General features: G+C 44.2%; 22 protein-coding genes. 11 read left to right on the forward strand and 11 right to left on the reverse strand.

All coding sequences use genetic code 11. From position 1 onward, the window contains the following. Nucleotides 1-92 precede the first annotated feature (92 nt). Nucleotides 93-1214, reverse strand: coding sequence for an efflux RND transporter periplasmic adaptor subunit (locus BIZ37_RS08695; protein ID WP_187461158.1), 1122 nt, complete (start codon nucleotides 1212-1214; stop codon nucleotides 93-95). A gap of 335 nt (nucleotides 1215-1549) precedes the next feature. On the opposite strand from BIZ37_RS08695, the gene BIZ37_RS08700 reads away from it, so the two are divergent. Then, nucleotides 1550-2503, forward strand: coding sequence for a bifunctional precorrin-2 dehydrogenase/sirohydrochlorin ferrochelatase (locus BIZ37_RS08700; RefSeq protein WP_187461159.1), 954 nt, complete (start codon nucleotides 1550-1552; stop codon nucleotides 2501-2503). A gap of 62 nt (nucleotides 2504-2565) precedes the next feature. Here BIZ37_RS08700 and BIZ37_RS08705 read toward each other — a convergent pair whose 3' ends face one another. Next, nucleotides 2566-3045: a DUF1097 domain-containing protein gene (locus BIZ37_RS08705; RefSeq protein WP_107296557.1), complete on the reverse strand. Its 480-nt coding sequence runs from the start codon at nucleotides 3043-3045 to the stop codon at nucleotides 2566-2568. Nucleotides 3046-3452: 407 nt separating this feature from the next. Here BIZ37_RS08705 and nagZ point away from each other — a divergent pair, with 407 nt between their 5' ends. Continuing rightward, a complete protein-coding gene (nagZ, locus tag BIZ37_RS08710) occupies nucleotides 3453-4457 on the forward strand; it encodes a beta-N-acetylhexosaminidase (RefSeq protein WP_187461160.1) in 1005 nt (334 codons plus the stop codon). A gap of 738 nt (nucleotides 4458-5195) precedes the next feature. On the opposite strand, the gene BIZ37_RS08715 is transcribed toward nagZ, so the two are convergent. From BIZ37_RS08715 to BIZ37_RS08725, 3 genes are all read right to left on the reverse strand, one after another. Then, a complete protein-coding gene (locus BIZ37_RS08715) occupies nucleotides 5196-6110 on the reverse strand; it encodes a cation diffusion facilitator family transporter (protein ID WP_187461161.1) in 915 nt (304 codons plus the stop codon). Between the two features lie 137 nt (nucleotides 6111-6247). Then, a complete protein-coding gene (locus BIZ37_RS08720) occupies nucleotides 6248-6682 on the reverse strand; it encodes a thioredoxin domain-containing protein (protein WP_187461162.1) in 435 nt (144 codons plus the stop codon). 136 nt (nucleotides 6683-6818) lie between these two features. After that, nucleotides 6819-7271: a hypothetical protein gene (locus BIZ37_RS08725; protein ID WP_222939625.1), complete on the reverse strand. Its 453-nt coding sequence runs from the start codon at nucleotides 7269-7271 to the stop codon at nucleotides 6819-6821. A 359-nt stretch (nucleotides 7272-7630) separates the two neighbouring features. Here BIZ37_RS08725 and pdhA point away from each other — a divergent pair, with 359 nt between their 5' ends. From pdhA to BIZ37_RS08740, 3 genes are read left to right on the forward strand one after another with little or no spacing between them, the layout of a single operon-like run. Next, entirely contained in the window at nucleotides 7631-8719 is a 1089-nt protein-coding gene (pdhA, locus tag BIZ37_RS08730) for a pyruvate dehydrogenase (acetyl-transferring) E1 component subunit alpha (RefSeq protein ID WP_187461163.1), read from the forward strand. Next, nucleotides 8712-9695 (forward strand): alpha-ketoacid dehydrogenase subunit beta, encoded by a 984-nt coding sequence (locus tag BIZ37_RS08735; protein ID WP_187461164.1) that lies wholly within the window; start codon nucleotides 8712-8714, stop codon nucleotides 9693-9695. The genes pdhA and BIZ37_RS08735 overlap by 8 nt, the downstream gene beginning before the upstream one ends. Continuing rightward, the gene (locus BIZ37_RS08740) at nucleotides 9692-10870 is read left to right on the forward strand and encodes a dihydrolipoamide acetyltransferase family protein (protein ID WP_187461165.1); all 1179 of its coding nucleotides are present in this window, start codon (nucleotides 9692-9694) and stop codon (nucleotides 10868-10870) included. Before BIZ37_RS08735 ends, BIZ37_RS08740 begins: the two co-directional genes overlap by 4 nt. Nucleotides 10871-10949: 79 nt before the next feature. Here BIZ37_RS08740 and BIZ37_RS08745 read toward each other — a convergent pair whose 3' ends face one another. Next, nucleotides 10950-12290, reverse strand: coding sequence for a DEAD/DEAH box helicase (locus BIZ37_RS08745; RefSeq protein WP_107296550.1), 1341 nt, complete (start codon nucleotides 12288-12290; stop codon nucleotides 10950-10952). Nucleotides 12291-12562: 272 nt separating this feature from the next. Between BIZ37_RS08745 and BIZ37_RS08750 the strand changes: the two genes are divergently transcribed. Beyond that, nucleotides 12563-13129, forward strand: a complete 567-nt coding sequence (locus BIZ37_RS08750; protein ID WP_187461166.1) for a hypothetical protein — start codon at nucleotides 12563-12565, stop codon at nucleotides 13127-13129. 74 nt (nucleotides 13130-13203) lie between these two features. Further along, nucleotides 13204-13803, forward strand: a complete 600-nt coding sequence (locus tag BIZ37_RS08755) for a DUF2238 domain-containing protein (protein WP_187461167.1) — start codon at nucleotides 13204-13206, stop codon at nucleotides 13801-13803. A 57-nt stretch (nucleotides 13804-13860) separates the two neighbouring features. On the opposite strand, the gene BIZ37_RS08760 is transcribed toward BIZ37_RS08755, so the two are convergent. Continuing rightward, nucleotides 13861-14745, reverse strand: a complete 885-nt coding sequence (locus BIZ37_RS08760; RefSeq protein ID WP_187461168.1) for an aspartate/glutamate racemase family protein — start codon at nucleotides 14743-14745, stop codon at nucleotides 13861-13863. Between the two features lie 165 nt (nucleotides 14746-14910). Continuing rightward, nucleotides 14911-15927 carry a UDP-glucose 4-epimerase GalE gene (gene galE / locus BIZ37_RS08765; RefSeq protein WP_187461169.1) on the reverse strand — a complete coding sequence of 339 codons (1017 nt, stop codon included), beginning with the start codon at nucleotides 15925-15927 and terminating at the stop codon, nucleotides 14911-14913. Between the two features lie 194 nt (nucleotides 15928-16121). On the opposite strand from galE, the gene BIZ37_RS08770 reads away from it, so the two are divergent. The 4 genes from BIZ37_RS08770 to BIZ37_RS08785 all read left to right on the forward strand — a co-directional run bounded on the left by BIZ37_RS08770 (nucleotide 16122) and on the right by BIZ37_RS08785 (nucleotide 19067). Further along, nucleotides 16122-17054 (forward strand): alpha/beta fold hydrolase, encoded by a 933-nt coding sequence (locus tag BIZ37_RS08770; protein WP_370577321.1) that lies wholly within the window; start codon nucleotides 16122-16124, stop codon nucleotides 17052-17054. 559 nt (nucleotides 17055-17613) lie between these two features. Further along, on the forward strand, nucleotides 17614-18255 hold the full coding sequence (locus tag BIZ37_RS30430) for a GGDEF domain-containing protein (protein WP_255526708.1): 642 nt from the start codon (nucleotides 17614-17616) through the stop codon (nucleotides 18253-18255). 44 nt (nucleotides 18256-18299) lie between these two features. Beyond that, nucleotides 18300-18827 carry an NUDIX hydrolase gene (locus BIZ37_RS08780; RefSeq protein ID WP_187461198.1) on the forward strand — a complete coding sequence of 176 codons (528 nt, stop codon included), beginning with the start codon at nucleotides 18300-18302 and terminating at the stop codon, nucleotides 18825-18827. A 117-nt stretch (nucleotides 18828-18944) separates the two neighbouring features. Further along, entirely contained in the window at nucleotides 18945-19067 is a 123-nt protein-coding gene (locus BIZ37_RS08785) for a 3-ketoacyl-ACP reductase (protein WP_255526709.1), read from the forward strand. A 45-nt stretch (nucleotides 19068-19112) separates the two neighbouring features. Here BIZ37_RS08785 and BIZ37_RS08790 read toward each other — a convergent pair whose 3' ends face one another. The 3 genes from BIZ37_RS08790 to BIZ37_RS08800 are packed head-to-tail and all read right to left on the reverse strand — an operon-like array spanning nucleotide 19113 to nucleotide 21996. Next, nucleotides 19113-19871 carry an SDR family oxidoreductase gene (locus BIZ37_RS08790; protein WP_187461170.1) on the reverse strand — a complete coding sequence of 253 codons (759 nt, stop codon included), beginning with the start codon at nucleotides 19869-19871 and terminating at the stop codon, nucleotides 19113-19115. A gap of 41 nt (nucleotides 19872-19912) precedes the next feature. Beyond that, nucleotides 19913-20818, reverse strand: coding sequence for a 3-hydroxyisobutyrate dehydrogenase (gene mmsB, locus BIZ37_RS08795; protein WP_187461171.1), 906 nt, complete (start codon nucleotides 20816-20818; stop codon nucleotides 19913-19915). After that, a complete protein-coding gene (locus BIZ37_RS08800) occupies nucleotides 20818-21996 on the reverse strand; it encodes an enoyl-CoA hydratase/isomerase family protein (RefSeq protein WP_187461172.1) in 1179 nt (392 codons plus the stop codon). Before BIZ37_RS08800 ends, mmsB begins: the two co-directional genes overlap by 1 nt. Nucleotides 21997-22017 lie beyond the last annotated feature (21 nt).

Below are 22017 nucleotides of genomic sequence, written 5' to 3' on the forward strand. Positions count from 1 at the left end.
GTTAAGTACGGCTATCGCACCCGCCAGTGTCAGAATAATCGAAATGACCAGCGCGAACTTGGGGCGCTGGATAAAAAAGCGACTCAGCATGATTACTCTTGCGCCCCTGTTTCTTCAACTCGTACTGTCACACCGTTACGGACACGCTGAAGACCTTTAGTCATTACAACGTCATCATCGTTGATACCTTCCGCGATGATGATACCGTGTTCGGTCTGAGGGCCAAGAACGACATTACGGCGCTCAGCAACATTTTCCTCGGCAAGCACCATGACGAAGTCACCTTCCAAATCACTCTGTACCGCACGACGTGGGATCACGATACGTTTGACAGGCTCTTTCTCACGTAGGAATACTTGAACATGCTGACCAGGAAGCAGAGACTGCTCTGGGTTTGCAAAGCTTGCACGCATTGCAATAGTACCGGTCTGCAGATCGATACGGTTACCAATAAAGTCAACCTTACCCAATTCGCTATATTCTTTGCCATTAGTTAGCGTCAATACAACTTCAACATCGCCCTGCCCTTCGCCTGCACCGTCTAAGTTATCGATACCAAGATTCAGACGTTCACGTTCACTCACGTTAAAAGAGGCTTGCATTGGATCAAGGCTAACCAAAGTGGTCAATACACCTGAGCTTGGCGAAACAAGATCACCAATACTGGCCTTGCTATCACTGATACGGCCAGTAAATGGAGCGGTGATCTTAGTAAATGACAAATCAACTTCTGCAGACTTCAACTGCGCATTGGCTGATTTAACCTGCGCTTCAGCACTTAGCTTTTCTGCGGTTAGGCGGTCAAATTCAGATTGGCTAATACTGCCCCGAGGCAAAAGGTTCTGACCACGTTTCCAGTCTAGATTAGCGCGCTCCAATGTTGCTTCAGCTTGGGCAATAGCAGCCACAGCACTTGCTACACGAGCTTCATAAGCGGCAGGTTCAATTTCAAATAGAACTTGCCCTTTTTCAACCGTTTCACCCTCATTGAACGAACGTGATTTAAGGTAGCCTGAAACTTGAGCTGTGATGGCCACATCTTCTAAAGCTTCAGTCCTACCAACAAATTGCTTGCCCTGTTGGTAATCGATCACAGTAACAGGCTGAACAGCAACTAGCGGAACCATTCCTCCTGCTGGACCAGACGACTTATCGCCACAACCAACAAGCAGACTAGCGCTTATCAGTGTCGCTAACATAAGTTTTTTATTCATATTGCCGACCATCTTAAATTTATGTAAAAACTACGCTTAAAATTTGTTATATTCAGTTACTCAGGCTATCGCTAAATGGCTAATCATTCTAGTGAAATCAGAGTAAGTTGAGATTATTTAAGGTTTCAAAAAAAACTAACATTATAGTTCGCATAAACTAGCATTATGCCTTTAATCCAAGCTGAACAGTTATGTGTATTGAAACATTTCCACCAAGCAAGTGTTTCAAATTATTTCAAACCTTATAATTTTGTGTTTTCATAGTAGCTAGAAAAAGATATCACTACAAGTCAGTGACTTAGAGATAGCATATATACCTAGAAAGAATATCTAATATGGACTATTTCCCGATTTTCCTCTCTGTTAAACAGAGAAAAGTAACAGTTATAGGCGGAGGCGAAGTTGCTTGCCGAAAAGTAGACTTACTTCGTAAAGCTGACGCATCCATTACTGTTGTTTCACCCAAGCTTCACAACCATCTAGCCGCATTAGTAAACAATGGTCATATTGATTGGAAAAATAAGTCCTACGAAAAAAGTGATCTAGAAGGTGCATATCAAGTTTGGGCTACAACAGATATTCCTTCTCTGAATCATCAAGTCCATAAGGATGCAACAGATCTAGGCATCTGGATAAATGTAGTCGATGATAAAGAGTATTGTGACTTCATTACCCCTTCCATGATCGATAGAAGCCCAATTCAAGTTGCGGTATCGAGTGGAGGCGCCTCTCCCGTTCTTGTTCGTTACCTTCGAGAAAAACTAGAAACACAACTGCCGCACAACCTTTCACTTCTTGCAGGTTATGCTGGCGAGCAAAGAGAGCGTATTAAAGAGACCTATTCGACCGTTAACGAGCGACGTAAGTTCTGGGAACTGTTTTTCCGTCACCCTGCAGTAGAACAGGCCAAAACAAAGGAAGAGCTTGAGTGTGTCTTTGTAGAACTACTTCAGTCCAAACATGCCCCTCAGGCAGCTTTGTATTTGATAGAAACAGGCACAGACACTGAAATGCTGACATTGAAAGCATTACGCTTAATGCAGCAAGCCGAGTTTGTTCTCTACCCCGGTAAAGTGGGTACGTTGAAAGGTGCTGATGATGCTTTTGTTGATTTGTGCCGACGAGATGCCGATCGAGAACCGTATAGTGAAGAGTCATTAAAGGCCCAAGTACAACAATTACTTGATGAAGGACTGAGGGTGTGTGTTCTCGCTCCCAAGCCAGAGGCCGCAAACTCATTGCAACCACTTATCAAAGCGTTCAACGGTCTTTACATCCCTAGCTTGTAATCTTGCGACACTCACATGCGAAAAAAGCCGCTGATGCGGCTTTTTCACAAATAATCTAACGTTTATTCTGCTGTCGCAAGGCTTCCCTCTGGTTTAGCCAACTTCTGCTGCAACCACAAACCTGATGCTTTCATTGTATAACCAAAGACAATACCCAGTACTAGCGAAGGCACGACCAACTGCCAATCTCCGGCAGCCGCAAATGTTGCACAAGAACCGATAAAGGTGCCAGGGATAAAGCTCAGCCAAGCTTGTTTTGCCTGAACACACATAAAGAAAGCGACAACAGCAGTAATGACATAGCCGATGATCTCAATCCCAACGGAGGTTGAGAGATGGATAATGACCATAGCCCAAAACACACCACTCATAGTGGTCGCTAGACTCAGCAACAGTCCCTTAGGCCCATCTTTTGGAGATGCAAAATATGCCGTACAGCCTAGAAAACCTGCCCAACTAAGCAAACCAAGTGATACTGCAACCCATCCCCATATCCCTGAGAGAATTCCAGTTGTAATAGCAATAGCGACCAAGGTAGACATCATTCATTTCCTTAATTGGACTGTTAAGGAAACAGTTTAAGGAACAAATGAAAGCATTAAAGTGGCACCGATCACATTTTTAATGCAACAAAAACAAGTTACATTCGAAGCAAATACTCTCCACTACTAATTTCAACCAAAATTCAACAACTTAATTAAATTACGATAAAACCTCAGCTTCTAATGAAATCCATTACAAAACTTAATGTTTCTCATGGGAAACAAAATAAACCCTTCAGGTCACACTTATTGTGGGAAAAAGATGATTTGATTTCAGCTAATAGAGCCAGCTTTGCTAATAGTGAGTTAAATCTCTCTATAATTAAGCGTGTTTAGTATGGTAATCCCTGAATATAGGGCATAATTATCTGGTTGTAATTATTAGATAAATTCCGTAAGGAGAATTCATGGGCCCTCTGATGCTTGATGTAGCTGGCTATGAGCTAGATGCAGAAGATCGCGAGATCATCCAACACCCTACCGTCGGTGGTATTATTTTTTTCGCTCGTAACTATCATGATCGTGAACAACTTCGCGCATTGACAAAAGATATCCGTAATACAGCAAAGCGCCCTCTCCTTATTGCTGTCGATCAAGAAGGTGGCCGTGTTCAACGCTTCCGTGAAGAGTTTACATTACTTCCACCAGCTAAAGCCTTTGCCCAAAGTAATGAAGGTAAATCTTTAGCTTATGATGGTGGCTGGCTAATGGCGGCGGAACTATTAGCTATGGATATCGATCTCAGCCTAGCTCCAGTGTTAGACCTTGGCTTTGACTGCAAAGCGATTAGAGATAGAGCATTTTCAGATGATCCTCAGCAGGTTATCCAATACGCTTCTGAGTTTATCAAAGGCATGAAACTAGCCGGTATGGCTGCTACGGGTAAACACTTCCCTGGCCATGGCGGTGTTATCGCAGACTCCCATCATGAAACGCCTGTCGATTCACGCGATAACATCAAACAACATGATATGACGGTATTCCAGTCACTGATCGACGCTAAACTTCTTGATGCCATGATGCCAGCGCATGTTATTTTTGATCATTATGATGGTTCCCCGGCAAGTGGTTCGAATTACTGGCTTAAACAAGTGCTTCGTGAAGATATGGGATTCAAAGGCGTCGTCTTTTCCGATGACTTGAATATGAAAGGTGCAGATGTCCTCGGCAGCTATAGCGAAAGGGCTCTAGCAGCCCAGCAGGCTGGGTGCGATATGGTCATGCTCTGTAACAACCGTGAAGGTGCCGTTGAAGCGTTGGATGGCTTACCTCAAACACAAGTTCCTTTACTTGAATCACTCTGTAAAAAACCAACAGGTGAGTACCGGGACTTGATTAAGACATCAAAATGGCAAGAAACAGAGAAGCGTATCACTCGCTTGCGTAATGAATGGTTAGATAAGCAAGCTTAACCGCTTGTTTATTAGATACAAAAATCGCCCTATATATTCAAACCTCTCTAAGGTGCAGAATATTATATGGGCGATTTTGTATTTCTACGCTATTTCAAAAAATAGCGAGCCATACTGGTAACATCTGAAAACCAGCAGATTACTCTATAAAAAATAGGAATTACAAAGAGTCTCGAGAGTAATCAACTTCCTTGGTACATTTCTTCTTTTCTCTGCAAATAATGTAGAAACCACCAATGATGAAAGCAATAACCAGTAATGTTTCCATAATCACATAAACCTATGATTTATCAAAATGTGTGAATACGTTTAGCATCTAAATGCGGCCTGTAAGTCTAAAGATTACCACTAAATCTAGAAGCAATTTTTAGACTGGGGACAAGATACCCCAACAGAGCAAAAAATGCACTAAAAAGTTTGCATATTATTCGTGCTAGTTGCATGTAAACCAAGAAATAACTTCACAATACCAGCCAGACTAATTCTTTAATAACAGCAACTTAAGCAGGTAATTTATTCAATCAATGTACACTACGCTTGCCAGGCTTCGCTTTATTGATTAATTAATGAATATTTTGCGTTGAAAAGGCCCAAATAACCAGAGTATTTTTGGCTATAAATTTTCTACCTTCAGATTAGATATAGTTATAAGTATGAGGATAATTGGAAATATTAATTTATGGAGTAAAAAAAGGGCAATTAATGCCCTTTTCTAGATAGATATTCTGAATCTGGCTATTAGAGCCACCTCGCCTGCCCAGTAAAGCTGACGGATAACCAAGTATCCCCTAGCTCATCGGACAAAGCCTCCCAAAGAATAAGCCGGATCTGATCCTGACGTTTCGTCGTCCAGTAAGTGTCGTCCTTTACGAGGATATTGACTTCAAGATCGTACTGCCGCCCCGTCTTGGCAAAATGATGGGTATAGTCGTCAAAGTGATATTGTTTGGACAGTTTGGCAATGACACGATCAACATTCTCCTGCACATCATCCTGAGGCGCCACCAGCAATACCTCTCTGAGGTTACGTCGTAACACCTTGATAGGTAGAATAATCGCTGCGAGGGATAAAGCAGAGACCAATATTGGGTCGACATAACGGTTCCACTGGGAATACCCGTAATGATCCAAGATCATCACCGCAATGAAACCGACAAGAATTGACGCACTTAAAATGCCATCGATAAGCCACTCTTGCGAATCTACCTTTACCAACTCAGATTGCTCTGCTTTGGCAATATAAGTTTCAGTGAAATAGATAGAGAAACAACAGATTGTCGAGAGCACTGCATATAAAATTGCATGCTCCAGCACAACCTCATGGCCGCCGTTGACAATGGTTTGCACACCACTAAAAAAGGCAAACACACATGTGAGTAAGATGAGCAAGCCATTGACGACGTTGATTAACGGTTCAATGTGCGCATATCCGAACTGGAAGTATTGATCGTCTGGTTTGGATACAAGGTAAGCTGTGTACAAACTTAACCCTGTCATTCCCATACTGAGTAAGGAGAACATGCCGTCTAGCAAAATGGCGTTGGATCCGACATATAACCCATAGCCAATACCTAGCGAGGACAGAACAACAGTGCCTGCTAGGGATAATTTCAGCGCTAAACGCTCCTTACTAATTTTACGGCTAGTAGCCATAATTTCCTCCTTTTCATTTACCTGATAAGTTGAATTATTAAAGCGGCATTCAGATGAGAAACCACTTGTTTTATTTGCATAGATAGCCGATTAACCGCTGTCTACACTATACCTTTAGCACAGTTACGCTTTTGTGATCAAATTGATAGTGAATCTGTTAACCACTTCATAAGCTCGTTTTTACGTATAGCCGTGTTAAGGACCGCCTGCTGGCGCCCCTTTTTAAATGAGATAGTCGTAGGGACACCACGCAATCGATATTTTGTAGATAGCGCTTTGTTTTTATTTATATTTACAAAAACGACCCGAAGCTTACCTTGCTTCTCTTTCGCTATTTTTGCCACGATAGGCTTGAACGCTTTACATGGCGTACAGTTATCTCCCCAAAACACCGCAATGACGGGTACAGGCGAAATAATGATTTTGTCCAAAGACTTAGCGTCCGCCTCTACCGGTTGCCCGTCTAAAACAGGCTTAGTACAGTGCTCACATTTGACGGTATTGGATAGCGATTGAGTAACCATCGATGTGGATTTTTTACAGTGGGGGCACTGGATAGAAAAGGAAGCCATTTCATTTTGCTCTAGGGTAGAAATGGCGGATATTAGCAGAGATTTTTTGCGGTGGCACTCAAAATCAAAGTGTGAGCTGTGACACTATCATTGGGCGCTTCAATGCAGACGCAGTGGCAGCGACCACTAATGAAACTCAAGGGTTTTGCTGGAGTTCCAACCGCTCTATATCACTGAAAAAGTTGATTATCTTTGCCCTGCTCACACTATATTCAAAGCCGGTTCCATCACAGAATTCGCTATTTGTCTGCAATGATGGCGTCTTGATTTGGATAAATTCACAAGTAGCATGCTGCTCACAGGCAAGATTGCGCTCAGTTTGGAGTTGGTCCCAATACGTCACAAAATGCTTTAAGGCAAAATCAAGCTGCTCGTAGTTTTCATCACTCAATGTTGCACGCAAGCCACCTAATTCTTCTTGCCTATCAGTCATGAAGGTTTTGAATGCGTCATTGAGTGCACTTTCTTCGTTCTCATAGCACTCATCTTGAATGTACTGAGTTTTCTGCTGAGCTATTTCACTCACATTTGCCTGTGATGAACATGCAGACATCACTATCACCGCAGCCAAACTGCTATACCATTTCATACTGTAATCCCCGCAAGAAACAGCTCAACAATTCAATACATCACAAGACTGTGTTTTGAGATGTACTCTTTATAACAGTCTTAAGTATGTGCGATGGCCCAAGTCTTGCGCGGTTAACTGATCAAGGTCTTAACACTAAAACACCAGTCTCGAAATTTCCTTACTGACAAATCAATCAAGTGTACCGATAAGTTTACTCCCCCAACAAAAACGACCCTCAGCGAATGTTAACAATTTGATTACACTTAGTACTATTGAACGTCGCCCACCACACTAATGAAATTATCCACTGTTCAAAAGGCACGTTCTTATATATTTGCTGTCCGCCTCATTTGAGGCAGCACCAGAAGGAGCTAACGATGAATGTTCTGGCTATGCCGATGCATCGTTTCATCGATCATCGCGGTAAGTTGGTTAATCCGCTCCCTGAATGGGCTGATCTTACAACCCTGAAAGGCTTCTATTGTGACATGGTATTAACCCGCACTTATGATAATAAAGCTGTCGCCCTACAACGTACGGGCAAACTGGGGACATACCCTTCTCACCTCGGGTCCGAAGCAATTGGCATTGCGGTAGGACGTGCGCTAAAAAAATCTGATGTCTTTATCCCTTACTACCGAGATCTACCGGCCTTGTGGGCACGCGGTATTGGAATGGAAAAAAACCTCCAATACTGGGGCGGTGATGAACGCGGTAGTGATTTTTCTCCTGACGATGCCCACTGTCAAGATCTGCCATTCTGCGTTCCTATTGCAACACAATGTACTCATGCTGTAGGTGTGGCTGCTGCCTTAAAAATTCAAGGTAACCATCAAGTCGCTCTGGTTACATGTGGTGATGGTGCGACATCCAAGGGGGACTTCCTCGAGTCACTGAACTGTGCCGGGGCATGGAACATTCCATTGGTTTTCGTCATTAATAACAACCAATGGGCAATCTCTGTCCCCCGCTCAATCCAATGCGGCGCAGAGTTCCTTTCCGACAAAGCTAAAGGTGCCGGTATCGAGGGAATTACGGTCGATGGCAACGATATCGTCGCCATGTTCGATATCGTGGCTAAATCATTGGATCACGCCAGAAAAGGCAAAGGCGCAACCTTGATAGAAGCCGTTAGCTATCGCCTTAGCGATCATACAACGGCAGACGATGCTACGCGTTACCGCAGTGAAGATGAACTCAAACAAGCATGGGAATACGAACCCATAATACGTTTGAAAACATTCCTTATCGAACAGGGGGCTTGGTCTGAACAAGATGATCTCAACTGGTTGGCCCATTGCAAAGATGTTATAGAAAAAGTTGTTGAGAAGTACCTCGACATGACATCGCAGGCCCCTGAGTCTGCTTTTGATTTCTTATATGAAGAACTCAGTGAAGATTTACTGAGCCAACGCGATGCCATCATCAACAAGGCAATGCGCATGCAAGGGGGTAACCATGGCTGAAGTCACCCTCCTCGATGCCGTAAATATGGCGTTGCATTATGAAATGGCTCACGACGATCGTGTTGTTGTCCTAGGTGAAGATGTTGGCGACAACGGCGGTGTATTTAGGGCAACTGTTGGTTTGAAGGAAAAATATGGCTGTAAGCGTGTGATTGACTCACCACTGGCTGAAGCCCTGATTGGCGGTGTCACCGTGGGTATGGCAACTCAGGGGTTGCGCCCAGTTGCTGAGTTTCAATTCCAAGGCTTTGTTTTCCCGGCGATGGAGCACCTTGTATGCCATGCTGCAAGGATCAGAAACCGTACCCGGGGTCGCTTGACCTGCCCTGCCGTTTTCCGCGCACCATTTGGCGGTGGTATCCACGCGCCAGAACACCACTCAGAAAGTGTTGAAGCACTTTTTGCCCATGTACCAGGCCTTACTGTGGTTATCCCTTCTTCGCCGCAACGTGCTTACGGTTTGTTATTGGCTGCGATAAGAAGCAATGACCCCATCATGTTTTTTGAGCCCAAGCGAATTTATCGTACGGTGAAATCAAACGTTGTTGATAATGGCGAGGCCCTGCCGCTCAATACTTGCTTCACCTTAAGAAAAGGCCGAGATCTTACCTTGGTCACTTGGGGCGCGAGTGTCGTTGAGTCACTAGAAGCCGCTCAAACACTGTCTGATATGGGTATCGAAGCTGAAGTGATTGATTTGGCTACTATCAAGCCAATTGATATGGCAACAATTATTAAATCTCTAGAAAAAACAGGACGGCTTCTGGTGGTTCATGAAGCTTGCAAGACTTGCGGTGTGGGTGCAGAGATCATTACAAGAGTATCTGAACAGGCCATGTGCTTATTAAAAGCACCACCTAAGCGCGTTACCGGTACCGATACCATCATGCCTTATTACCGTAACGAAGATTATTTTATGATTCAGGAAGATGACATTGTTGATGCAGCGAAATCGCTGGTGGAGGGGTGGAAATGAAATCATTTAACTTACCCGACTTAGGCGAAGGGTTAGCTGAATCCGAAATTGTGCAATGGCATATCAATATCGGGGATTATGTCGAAGTAGATCAGGTCGTGCTAACAGTCGAAACAGCCAAAGCGACGGTTGAGGTCCCTGCTCCATACAGCGGTACCATTGTTAATCGCTATGGGGAAGCCGGCGATGTCATCGGCATTGGCAGCTTGCTTTTGGAGATTGAAGAATCCACCGCCCCTGTTGCAAAGACAAATGTAGCTACCAAGGCAGAATCACAGACAAAAGAAGCACAACAGCAAAAATCCGATGCTGCCACCGTCGTGGGTACCGTGGCACAAGAAAGTCACGATATCAACGTTGATGAGTTTTGGGTGGGTAATACCCATCAAGAGAGTACAGAACACCCACTCAGCGCTATGCCCTCTGCAAGGCTACTTGCCCAAAAGCTTGGCGTTGACCTCAATGCTATCAAAGGTAGCGGTCCTGATGGCGTCATCCTTGATAGCGATGTTTATAATGCCTGTGACAAGCAGCTACCCGGTACGGAAGTTCTGAAAGGGGCTCGCCGTACTATGGTCGGTGCAATGGCGGAGTCTCACCACAATATAGCCGCCGTCACCATTACAGAAGAAGCGAGCCTTGCGCAGTGGCTACCAGAGCAAGATATTACCTGTCGGTTAGTCCAGGCAATTGTTGATGCTTGCCAAAAAGAGCCAGCACTTAATGCATGGTTTGATGCAGAGACAATGACCCGTTGTTTACATCACACTGTCAATATCGGTATCGCAGTCGATAGCAAACATGGCCTCTATGTCCCGGTTCTGCGTCATGCTGATGAATTTAGCAGCAAGGGGATAAGGCAATGGGTGGATAAAACTGTTGCAGGTATTCGCGAGCGGAAAATTGGCCGAGAGCAACTTCAACACGCCACTATAACTCTTTCTAATTTCGGTGCGATTGCAGGCATATATGCCACGCCTGTCGTTACTCCACCTCAAGTGGCCATTATCGGGGCAGGTAGAATTATTGAAAAGTTAGTTCTCGACAACGGCAATGTTAAAGCCGTCAAAGTCCTCCCCCTTTCTATGACCTTTGACCACCGAGCATGTACGGGGGGTGAAGCAGCGAGGTTTGTCAAAGCGTTGGTAAACCACCTTCAACAACCCTCTGTTTAACCCCGTTTAATTTTCTATAGGTAAAAAAATGCCAGTTAAAGACTGGCATTTTTTATCGTTCGAGAATGTTGATCTCGAATTAATCTTCAGCCGATGGACTGGCAGGCTTTTTCTTTTTAGGGATAAAGACGTTATCACCCACTGCCATGTTGTCGTAGAAGCGTTTGTCCATTTTCTTCTTAGCCTGTGGCTTCGCTTGAGTCTTCTTAGCCACCGGTTTCGCTGATGTCGGTTTCTTCTTAGTAAATTTCTTCTTCGGCGCAGGCTTCAATCCTTTGAACTTACCTTCTAGACCTTCGATAGTCGAGAAGCTAATGGACTGCTGCAAGAAAGCTTCAACGTTCTTAAAGCTCTTCCAGTCTTTAGGACCAACAAGAGAAATCGCATCACCTTTGTTACCTGCACGGCCTGTACGACCGATACGGTGAACATACTCTTCAGCATGCTTAGGCATATCGAAGTTGATCACGTGTGATACTTTTTCGATATCCAGACCACGAGAGGCTACATCGGTTGTCACCAAGATCTTATGACAATCACGTTCGAACTGGCTCATGATGGCATTACGCTGGGTCTGGTTCATATCACCACTCAACGCGACCGCCTTTAGCTTACGCTCATTCAACTCATTGGTTAGACGATCAGTATCTGCACGGGTCGCCGTAAAGATAATCACCTGGTTGTAGTTTTCGGTTTCTAACACCTTGTCCAGCAAAGCTTGTTTGTGATCTAGGTGATCACAAAGGAAGAAGCGCTGGGTGATATCGGTATGTTCTTCTGCCGAGTGGCCGATAGAAATACGCTTTGGTGCATTCAGCATATCGCTCGCAATACTCACAACGTCAGTGTGATCCAACGTTGCTGAGAACATCATAGTCTGACGGCGACGGTGATTCGCTGCTTCGTGAATACGACGTAGCTGGGCTTCAAAACCAAGATCAAGCATACGGTCTGCTTCATCAAGGATAAGCATTTCTAGGCCATCTAGATACGTACTGCGGTGCTCAAGGTGATCAGCCAATCGACCTGGTGTTGCAATAACAAACATTGGGTCTTTGCGAAGCGCTTTCACCTGATCGTTAAAGTTCTCACCGCCAACGATAAGTGCACCATCGTATGGTGTACCGGCATTAAGAGTACGTAGCTGGGCAAATACCTGCTTGGCAAGTTCTCGGGTTGGAGTCAAAACCAGAACACGAGGATCGCGACGAGTAAATGGTTTGCTACGATACATACGCTGCATAGCTGGCAACAAGAATGCCAGTGTCTTACCAGAACCTGTCTTTGACGAGGCTAAGATGTCTTTGCCCAAGATACCGACAGGTATTGCTGCTTTTTGAATTTCAGTTGGTTTATCGAACGCCAAATGATGAAGTTTTTTAATCAGGCGCTGGTCTAATCCAAGATCGTTAAATTGCAAAGTGATGCTCCGGTAATTGCCCAACTATGAGCAAGAATAATACAGTTCAAGCCTGTGTGACAGTCATCACACAGCTCTAAATTTGGTTAGCTGGGCATTGTACCACATTTCAAATTGCTAGCACCAAAATGATAGAGATTTATCGCCATTTCATAAAGATAACCAAGAACGACAGCCTTATTTCCTGCCATAAGCTGCTTAATACCCGAACTTGTCGCAAAATGACCTGTCACTCTAGGACCAGCACAGGTAAAAAGTACAGGAGCGCAGTCATGGAGTTAATTGCGCCTTATTGTTTACCCATATTGTCTAACCAAGAACTCTTCTATGGGTATTGGCCTAAAACTGGTTACCCCCATGCGAGATTCCTGCTTCTTGCATGGGGCTTTTTCACAATCGGTATGACTTGTCGCAAAATGACCTGCACTCGAACTGACTTTTCATTTAGTTTGAACAGCCATATACACCAAGCCAAACTGGTATCCCCTCCCAATATGAAACCTATGAAGACTGAAACACCTTGGAAAAAATTCCGTTTGGAAAAAGTGCTTGAACCTGCCGAAAAAAAGAAACGAAGCCCTGGCAGAAAACAACAGTCGTTTACTCAACGTCGCCTAATGGCTGCCAAGTCTAGATTTGGAGAATTGGCGCATAAACACCGATTTTTAATCATTGAAACTGGGAAGCCAGATATTGAACTCAAATCACCACCGAAAAACCGAGGGATTGCTGAAATTACTTTATATTATGAAGATTGCGTAGCAAGACTCGAAACCGCGATTGCAGCCCTGCAGCGGTCTAAAGAAACTACGTCTTCGAATTCTAGCTATACAAACTAGTCATCGATTCAGTTTTCCGCATCTTTATTGTGCTAACCTTCAGGAAAGAAACATACATGTAGGATATTGAATTAATGACACAAATTCGAAGCCATGCCATACCTGTCACCACTTTCGTGATTGTCACCCTGATCATCATTTGGTCTGGCTTGGATCCTGTTTTCCCGGATGTCTGGCTGGCCGAAATCATTCCTGTCGTCCTGATCCTAGCCCCATTGCTGATCACCTACCGCTTTTTCCAATTTTCGAATACGGCTTATATCCTGATTGCAATTTGGATGTCACTGCACACCATCGGCGCCCATTACACCTTTGCCAATGTCCCTTTTGATTGGTTTAACGAACTGATTGGTTCCCAGCGTAATAATTTTGACCGCGTTGCGCACTTCTCCATAGGGCTTTACGCATTTCCAATTGCTGAATTCATGGTCCGCAAAGGTCATTGCAAGCCACTTGTGGCGACTATTTTTGCCCTTGCTACAATCATGGCCATTGCCGCTGGCTACGAAATTATTGAATGGTGGTATGCGGCAATTGCTGGCGGAGATGCTGGTATAGAATTCCTTGGCAGCCAAGGTGATGTCTGGGATGCACAAAAAGACATGCTTATGGATACCCTTGGTGCAATCACCAGTTTGGTATTATTTTGGATAATTAAGCCCTACCAGAATTAAGGACGATTTACCCCCCTGCATCAAGCCGGGGGTTAACCAAACAACTAGCGCATGAGTCTACTCAATATTCACACGAGCCTTATATGCGATATATGCTGCAATATCTGCCCTACTCTTAATATCTTTTACATTTCTAATCTGTGTATCAGAAGCTAACCCATTCTCTATCAAGCTTTCAGCCTCTTTGTAGGCGTCAACAACGCTTGTCGCCACAACTTCCATAGGATCAATAAAATACACGGTAGGGAAATTATCCTGCAATTGGCTCCTCACTAAAGGTAGCTCAGTACAACCAAGAATAATGGTATCAACCCCTTTAAGTTGTAAAGAACGGATAGCGTGGCTTAACAATTCTGCATTACTGTCAAAAACACCTGATTTAATACCCGCTTTTTCTCTTATTTCTTGACCGCAATCCGTTATTTCGCCAGTTTTTTTCCCGTAAATGGCACTGTGAACGTAGTTCTCTTGCTCTTCAGGTTCAAGTTTAAAAAAGTGGATACTATCAAGGTCCAAATACCTATCATAAATACCAGAATTATAGGTGCCCGTAGTACAAAGGACCCCAACGACAGCATTAGGGTTTTTCTCCTTTATTGCCTCTGTCGTTGCTTTTAGCATATCAACCAAGTAAACACTGGTTTGTTTCTGGACAGCTTCGCGGAAATAATGCGCGGTATTACACGTCATGACGGCATAATTAACATTATTCTTTTCTAAGATCTTTGCTGACTTGACCATTTCAGGAACAGGATCCTTTCCGCCTTCATTTATGGCTTCGGAACGATCTGGAATATCGGGGTTTTTTATGACTAACATGCCCATATGATCCTGATCTTTCAACGCTCCTTGGCTAATCTCTTCTTTTGCTACAATATCCTGAAATAGTGCATCCGCTTCAGGCCCCATATTGCCCATTACACCAAAAATAATTTCCTTCATCTTCATCCTCATTATATTGCAAGTGTTTTGTCTTGCAGTGAGAATATGATGAGTTCATTCATATGATGAATCGTATAAGATGGATGCCATCCTCATTTGCTAGTCACATAAAAAAACTGCCATCATAGCGATGGCAGTTTAGAAGTTATACAATATGATTAGCTTTTATAAGTCAGGATAACCTGTTGGGTTAGCTGACTGCCAACGCCAAGTATCTACCGTCATATCTTCAATAGTACGTGTCGCTTCCCAGTGTAATTCAGCTTTCGCTTTAGCAGGGTCAGCCCAACACTCTGCAATATCACCTGGGCGACGTGGTGCAATTTTGTATGCAACGTCAACACCCGCAGCAGTAGAGAATGCCTTAACCATCTGCAATACGCTGAAGCCATTACCTGTGCCTAGGTTGTAGATATGCAGGCCTGCTTCTTTACCTTTGTGGTTCAAAGCTGCCAGATGACCATCAGCCAAATCAAGTACGTGGATGTAATCACGGACACCTGTGCCATCAACAGTCGGGTAATCGTCACCAAAGACAGAAAGGAAATCACGGCGACCAACAGCAACCTGCGAGATAAATGGCATCAGGTTGTTCGGAATACCTTGCGGGTCTTCACCCATTTCACCACTTTGGTGTGAGCCAACCGGGTTGAAGTAACGCAATAATGTGATACTCATTTCAGGGTGAGCTTTTTGAATGTCAGTCAAACACTCTTCGACCATCAACTTACTACGACCATAAGGGTTGGTCGCACTTGTCGGGAAGTCTTCTGTAATTGGTACAGTTGCCGGATCACCATAAACCGTTGCTGATGAGCTGAAGATCAAGCTGTTCACGCCAGCGGCACGCATTGCTTCAACGAGTACCAATGTTCCGTGAACATTGTTGTCATAGTATTCCAGTGGTTTTTCTACCGACTCACCCACCGCTTTAAGGCCAGCGAAGTGAATAACCGATTCTACTTCACACTCTGCTAGCACTTTGTCTAGGAAAGCACGATCACGAATATCGCCTTGATAAAATGCTGGGGTAACACCCGTTAGCTTTTCAATTCGAGCCAGTACTGATTGCTTACTGTTATATAGGTTATCGACAATAATTGGTGTCATACCTGCTTCAATCATCTGAACACAAGTGTGGCTGCCAATGTAACCCATACCACCGGTGACGAGAACTCGCATGCTTTTCTCCCTTTGAGTGAGGATTTACTCAAACAATCTTAGTTAAACTGAGCATAAAGTATCATAACCATATGGGAAATAAAGCAACGATCACATTACATGCATAATTTGCGAGCAATAATCTGTTCAGTGTTAACGAAAATAAAACAGCGTATAATAATGTCGTTCTAATTTCTGGGAATGGAGAAGTTCTCGTGTATGCTCAATTAAACCGCCAACTTGTTAAGTTTATTGCCCTATTCCTCACTGCAGTCATGCTCAACGGCTGTGAATTGGTACAATGGAAAGAAAAACATGACCACGACCAACTTTATGCCCAGGGTTACCAGGAGCATATCCTTAACCTAAAAGAGGGCGGCCAACTAAAGTACTGGATTGGTGGCACAGGCGAGCCTTTACTGTTAATTCATGGCTTTGGCGGGACCGCTGTCGCGACGTGGAAAGAGGAAATGCTAGAGCTCAGCAAGCACTATCAAGTTATTGCCCCTGACCTTGCGTGGTTTGGTGAGTCTTACAGCATGGGCACCCCCAATCTCACAACGCAAACTGACACCATGTGGCAACTGCTTGATGCACTCAATATAGAAGAAGTGAATGTGGCAGGTATTTCCTATGGTGGCTTCATTACCTACAACATGATGATGCAACCCGACCGTGTAAAAAAAGGGGTGATCATTGCCAGTCCAGGTCCATTATTTAGCGACGAGGATCTCGAAGCACTCTGCCTGAGGGCAGGTGTAGAGAAACCAGAACAGCTATTCGTGCCAACCAATAGCGATGAAGTTAGACGGCTATTTGATAATGTTTTCTATGAACCCAAAAACATGCCTGATTTCGTTGCCAATCAAATATACAGCAGTTATTTTTCTCCTTACAAAAATGAAAAAGAGCTATTAATACAATCTCTTGTTGACGACAGAGCACGTATTTCAGGTGCGAATACCAATGAGTTCCCACCAACAATGCTAATTTGGGGAGACAGCGATAAAATATTCCCGCTGAAAAACGGCATCGCTTTAAGTAAACATCTAAACTCTGCCATTGTTGTGCTACCTGAAACGGCTCATGGCGTCACTAACGAACAACCAGACACCGTCAGTAAGCTATTGAAAGTATTCATTAGTTAAATAACAAAAGCTATGTTTATCACAGATCAATTAATTACATTTTTTACGCAAGAAAATTAGACAAGGTTCTCACCTTCCATTAAGCTAATCCAGTCTTTGCGCATGGTTGCGTATTGACTGGATTTTCGCTTTACCAAGGAATGACCTTTGCCATGACTATGGTTTTCAAGAGCCACCAATTACAATCTGATAATCACGCCTATATCGAACTTAGCAAGGAAACGCTAAAAAGGCAGTTGTCTATCCTCTTTCCCGTCGCCGGTATCATTTTCTAATCATTGCCTTTTCTTATTTCGTTGCGACAAACTCCCTATGGCTTACAAGCCAAGCCCTGTTAGGGGCCTTACTGTGTCATTTCCTTGCCACACTCAACAAACGCATTGAAAGCCCACGTTTATTGATTTGGGTGTTTATCATCTATACCACCACAAATTGCATCTATGGTTTTTATACTGATGGCCCTAACCTTCTAAACAATACCATTGCGCTCACCATCCCATTATTGTGCTTCTTTACCCTAAGGCACCAGTATGCTTGTTGGTATAGCTTACTTTTTGGCATGTACTACGTTGTAATGAGCGCCGATGAGTACATTCAAAAGCACCTACAAATTAATGAAGCACTACAAAATATCAGTGCATACGCCATGGTACTGGTTATGGCTTACTTACTGGCCCAACACCGCAACGAAGCGATCAATAAGGTGAAAGTGACGGCGAAGAAAGATTTTCTAACGGGCTTGTTGAATCGTAAAGGCCTTGAGGAGCAATATCTTTTCCAAGCATATCGTTGCAACCGGTACCTAAAGGATCTTTCGTTGGTCCTTGTTGATATTGATGAACTCAAAGACATTAATGATAGGTTTGGATTAGATACCGGCGATCAAATCTTGATCATGGTATCTCAATTTTTAAAACAGCAATTGAGGCCTGCGGATAGTTTGGCACGTATGGGTAATGGTGAATTTTGCCTGCTCTTGCCTGATACCTCACAGGCAGAAGCTGAAACCATTGCCTTGAAACTCATACAAGAGATTAAACAATGGCAGCTAGAATTGGAAAATGGAAAGCAAATATCAGTGACTGTCAGCATTGGCCTAACGTTAGTTGAGTACCAAAATTTCAGCCTCGACTACATAAAAGCTGACAGTGCCCTATTGAGAGCAAAAAACTGGGGCAAAGATCAAATTGCGATCAGCTGATAAAGCCCTTACGCTAGAAACACATACAAAACGGGTAGTAAATGATGACAACACAAACCCTTTGCCAATGGAAATGTTTCTCTGTTGAACAGTCTCAGCACACTTTACCTGATGGACGGGAAATTGAATTTACCACTGTTAAGCACCCCGGAGCGGTGATTATTGTCCCTATTGATGAATCTGGTAACTTAATCATGCTGAAGCAGTATCGTCCCGCTATCAAGGATTGGATACTGGAGTTTCCTGCCGGCACATTGGAGAGTAATGAAGATATTTTGGGCTGTGCTCAACGTGAACTGGCTGAAGAAACTCAACTGAGTGCCCGCCACTGGCATAACCTTGGCGAGCTTTTCCCTGTTCCCGGTTTCTGTGACGAAGTACAGTATTTATTCTTAGCTTCACTGCTCAAACCTTGCCAAGCGCAATGCGATGAAGATGAAGTTATTGAAGTGGTCAAAATGACACCTACTGAATTTCTCAGCAAAGTCGCAGAAAACGAGATAAAAGATGCCAAAACACTAGCAGCTTTCCTCAAGCTTCAAGCCATGGGTCTTTTGCCAACTTCCGATTAAGTTAGTACTCTAAAGCCTGTTGCCACAGCTTAGTGAATTGTAATTAAACATTACTAATTAGAGTACGCTATCGCAATTTACTGCTAGCTGTGGCATCTTGCTGCCAACGACACTTTTATGATGATTTCAGCCATGGATAAACTCTTTTCACTACTCAATAAGTTCGCTTCAATTGTTGCAATGCTTATGTTCGTTCTTGGCGGCGGCATGGCTCTGTTCGTGTTCTTTTATGGCCCTTAAACACCAAGCAACAAGCAACAAGCAACAAGCAGCTAGGTAAGGCCACTACATCCGCATTCCACCATCAATTTCTAGAACACGCCCGGTGAAATAATCGTTTTCAAAGATGTATTTTACGGCGTGGGCTATCTCACTCGCTTCCCCCATTCGACCAACCGGTATCATAGACTTGAGCCTTTCTATGGCTTCAGGTTTTAACTGCGTAGCCATTGCTGTTTCTACGACCCCAGGCGCGATAGCTGCAGCTCTAATCCCATACCGCGCGAGCTCTTTCGCCCAGCAGACCGCCATGGTAGCGACCGCCGCTTTGGAAGCTGCATAATTGGTTTGCCCTATGTTCCCAGCCCTTGCAACACTGGAAATATTAACGATTGCACCAGAGTTACCCGCTTTGAGCATATTGGCGACGGCCTCCCTAGCACACAAAAATGTCCCAGTAACATTCACATCCATAACAGTCGAAAACTGCTCTAAAGACATTTTTTCGATGATGTCATCCTTGGCTTTGACCAGTAAGCCATCCCTAAGCACACCTGCATTGTTAACTAGACCATTAAGCTGGCCGAAGTCTTCCATGATGTTTTCAAATACCGCGACGACCTGCTGTTCATGGGTGACATCGGCTAGGTAAGTTAACGTCTTGGCACTGAGCATCTGGCACTGCTGTTTAGTATCATGAAGCCCTTCCTCATTCATATCAATCAAAGCAAGTTCAGCACCGGCCTGAGCTAGGCTAATCGCCATCATTTGCCCAAGGCCCTGACCGGCACCTGTAATAGCAATTACACTGTTCTTCAAATCCATATTATCCCCCAACAATATTTCTTATCGCTGCAGAGCCATTATTATTTCGATTGCTTGCGATAAAACTCAAATAAACTAGAGAAGTCTTTTAATTCATTGCCTTCCGCGTTATGGAATGCATATAGATTACGGGCTAACGTCCCCATCGGGATGGGTGATTGACTGCTGGTAGCGGCTTCCAAGCCCAAACCTAAATCTTTAAGCATTAATTTAGCCATAAAGCCTGGCTGATACTGATTAGACGCAGGGGCTTTTTCCATGATACCCGGGCATGGGTTATAAAGCTCAAGGGCCCAGTTACGTCCAGAGCTTTGCAGCATTATTTCAGATAACACCTTGGGATCTAACCCATTATCCATACCTAAGCTCAATGCTTCGCAAGTACCAGACATCAAGATCCCTAACATCAAGTTGTTACAGATCTTTGCCATTTGGCCATCACCCGCCTTACCGGCATGGAAAATATTCTTACCGACATATTGCAGTACTGCTTGAGCCTGCTTAAAGCCATCTTCAGTACCACCAACGATAAAGGTCAGTGTACCTGCTTGAGCGCCAGCCACACCGCCAGAGACAGGTGCATCAACAAACTCGAACCCTTTTGTATGGGCTTCTTGAGCCACTAGCCGGGCTGATGCGGGATCGATAGTTGATGAATCTATCAGAAAGGTACCCTCATCAACCATTCGAAGTAAGCCTATTCCACCGTCATGATCACCGAGGTAAACTGCTCTGACATGCTCACCGGCAGGCAGCATAGTCATCACCGTATCTGCCCCTTTGACACACTCTTCCATAGAATTGGCAACTGCCGCCCCTTCTGATCTCAATGATTCAGCCGCTGCGGTATTGATATCGAACACTGATATCTGACAACCGGCCTTGAGCAAATTTAGCACCATTGGGTGGCCCATATTGCCAAGGCCAATAAAAGCAATATTCATCATTATGCTCCTTCAAGTGAATCAGCAAGCCCCAGACGATATAGCGGGTGTTCATTATCCGCCCATAGTGGGGTGAAAAGCGTATCAATCACAGTGGGGTCAACGCTGTCTATATCAGGGAATAACCAATTGGGTTGGTTCGTCTTCTCAATAAGCCGTGATTTAACGCCCTCATAGAATTCCCCTAGCTCTCCACAGCGAACGGATAACGTCAGTTCGAGCCTGAAACAATCGGCTAACGATTCATAGTGAAATTGGGTAAGCTGGCGATAGCAGATGTGGGCTGTTATGGGACTACCTTCATTTAATGTCTGTTTTGCCTTTCTCAGCCACTTACCGTCTTTTTCATCAACAGGTTCAGCCATGGCTTGAATTTGGTTATAGATCTCCGGCAAAGAGCCGTACTGACAAGCAGCTTGTATTGCGGGTAAAAACGGTATCAGTTCATTATTCGGATGCGTATACATCGCCTCCTTACCGAACTGTTCAAGCAATTGCGTAACACCTTGATGGGGCTCCACATCATCCCAGTTCATTTTTTGCAGGCTTTCGAAAAATGCTGCTTTCTGCTCAGGCAGTAATACATGCTCAGCCAAGGATAAAGCAAGCGCATCAGTGGCATTGACCGTTGCTCCGGTTAACCCCAGAAATAACCCAACACCTTGTGGCAAATGGTTGAGAAACCAAGTGCCACCAACATCAGGGTATAAACCAATACTTATTTCTGGCATAGCCAGTTTTGTCGCCGGAGTAGTAATCCTATGGCTAGCACCGATATATAATCCGATGCCGCCCCCCATCACGATGCCCTGCCCCCACACAATCACCGGCTTACTGTATGTATGAATGAGATAATCCGTTTGATATTCGACGGTGAAGTAATCGGTCAAATAGCCGATAGCATGGAATTTACTGTCTGGGTGATCTGAAGACTTCGCTTCATGCATAACATGGTACATTGCCCTGACATCACCACCAGCACAAAAGGCTTTCTCTCCCGCACCATGGATAACGACACCGACAATATTATGGTCATCCTGCCAATGCCGCAGGGCTTCATTAAGCACGACCAACATGTCATAACTCAGTGCATTTAACGACGCTGGATTATCTAATTCAGCGACACCAAACTTGAGCCCACTCCCGCAATCAAGTTCGCTGATATTCACCGTACCTGACATCTTATTCCCCTTACATTATTC

Source organism: Photobacterium sp. BZF1, from assembly GCF_014349205.1.
In the GTDB taxonomy this organism is placed as follows: Bacteria; Pseudomonadota; Gammaproteobacteria; order Enterobacterales; family Vibrionaceae; genus Photobacterium.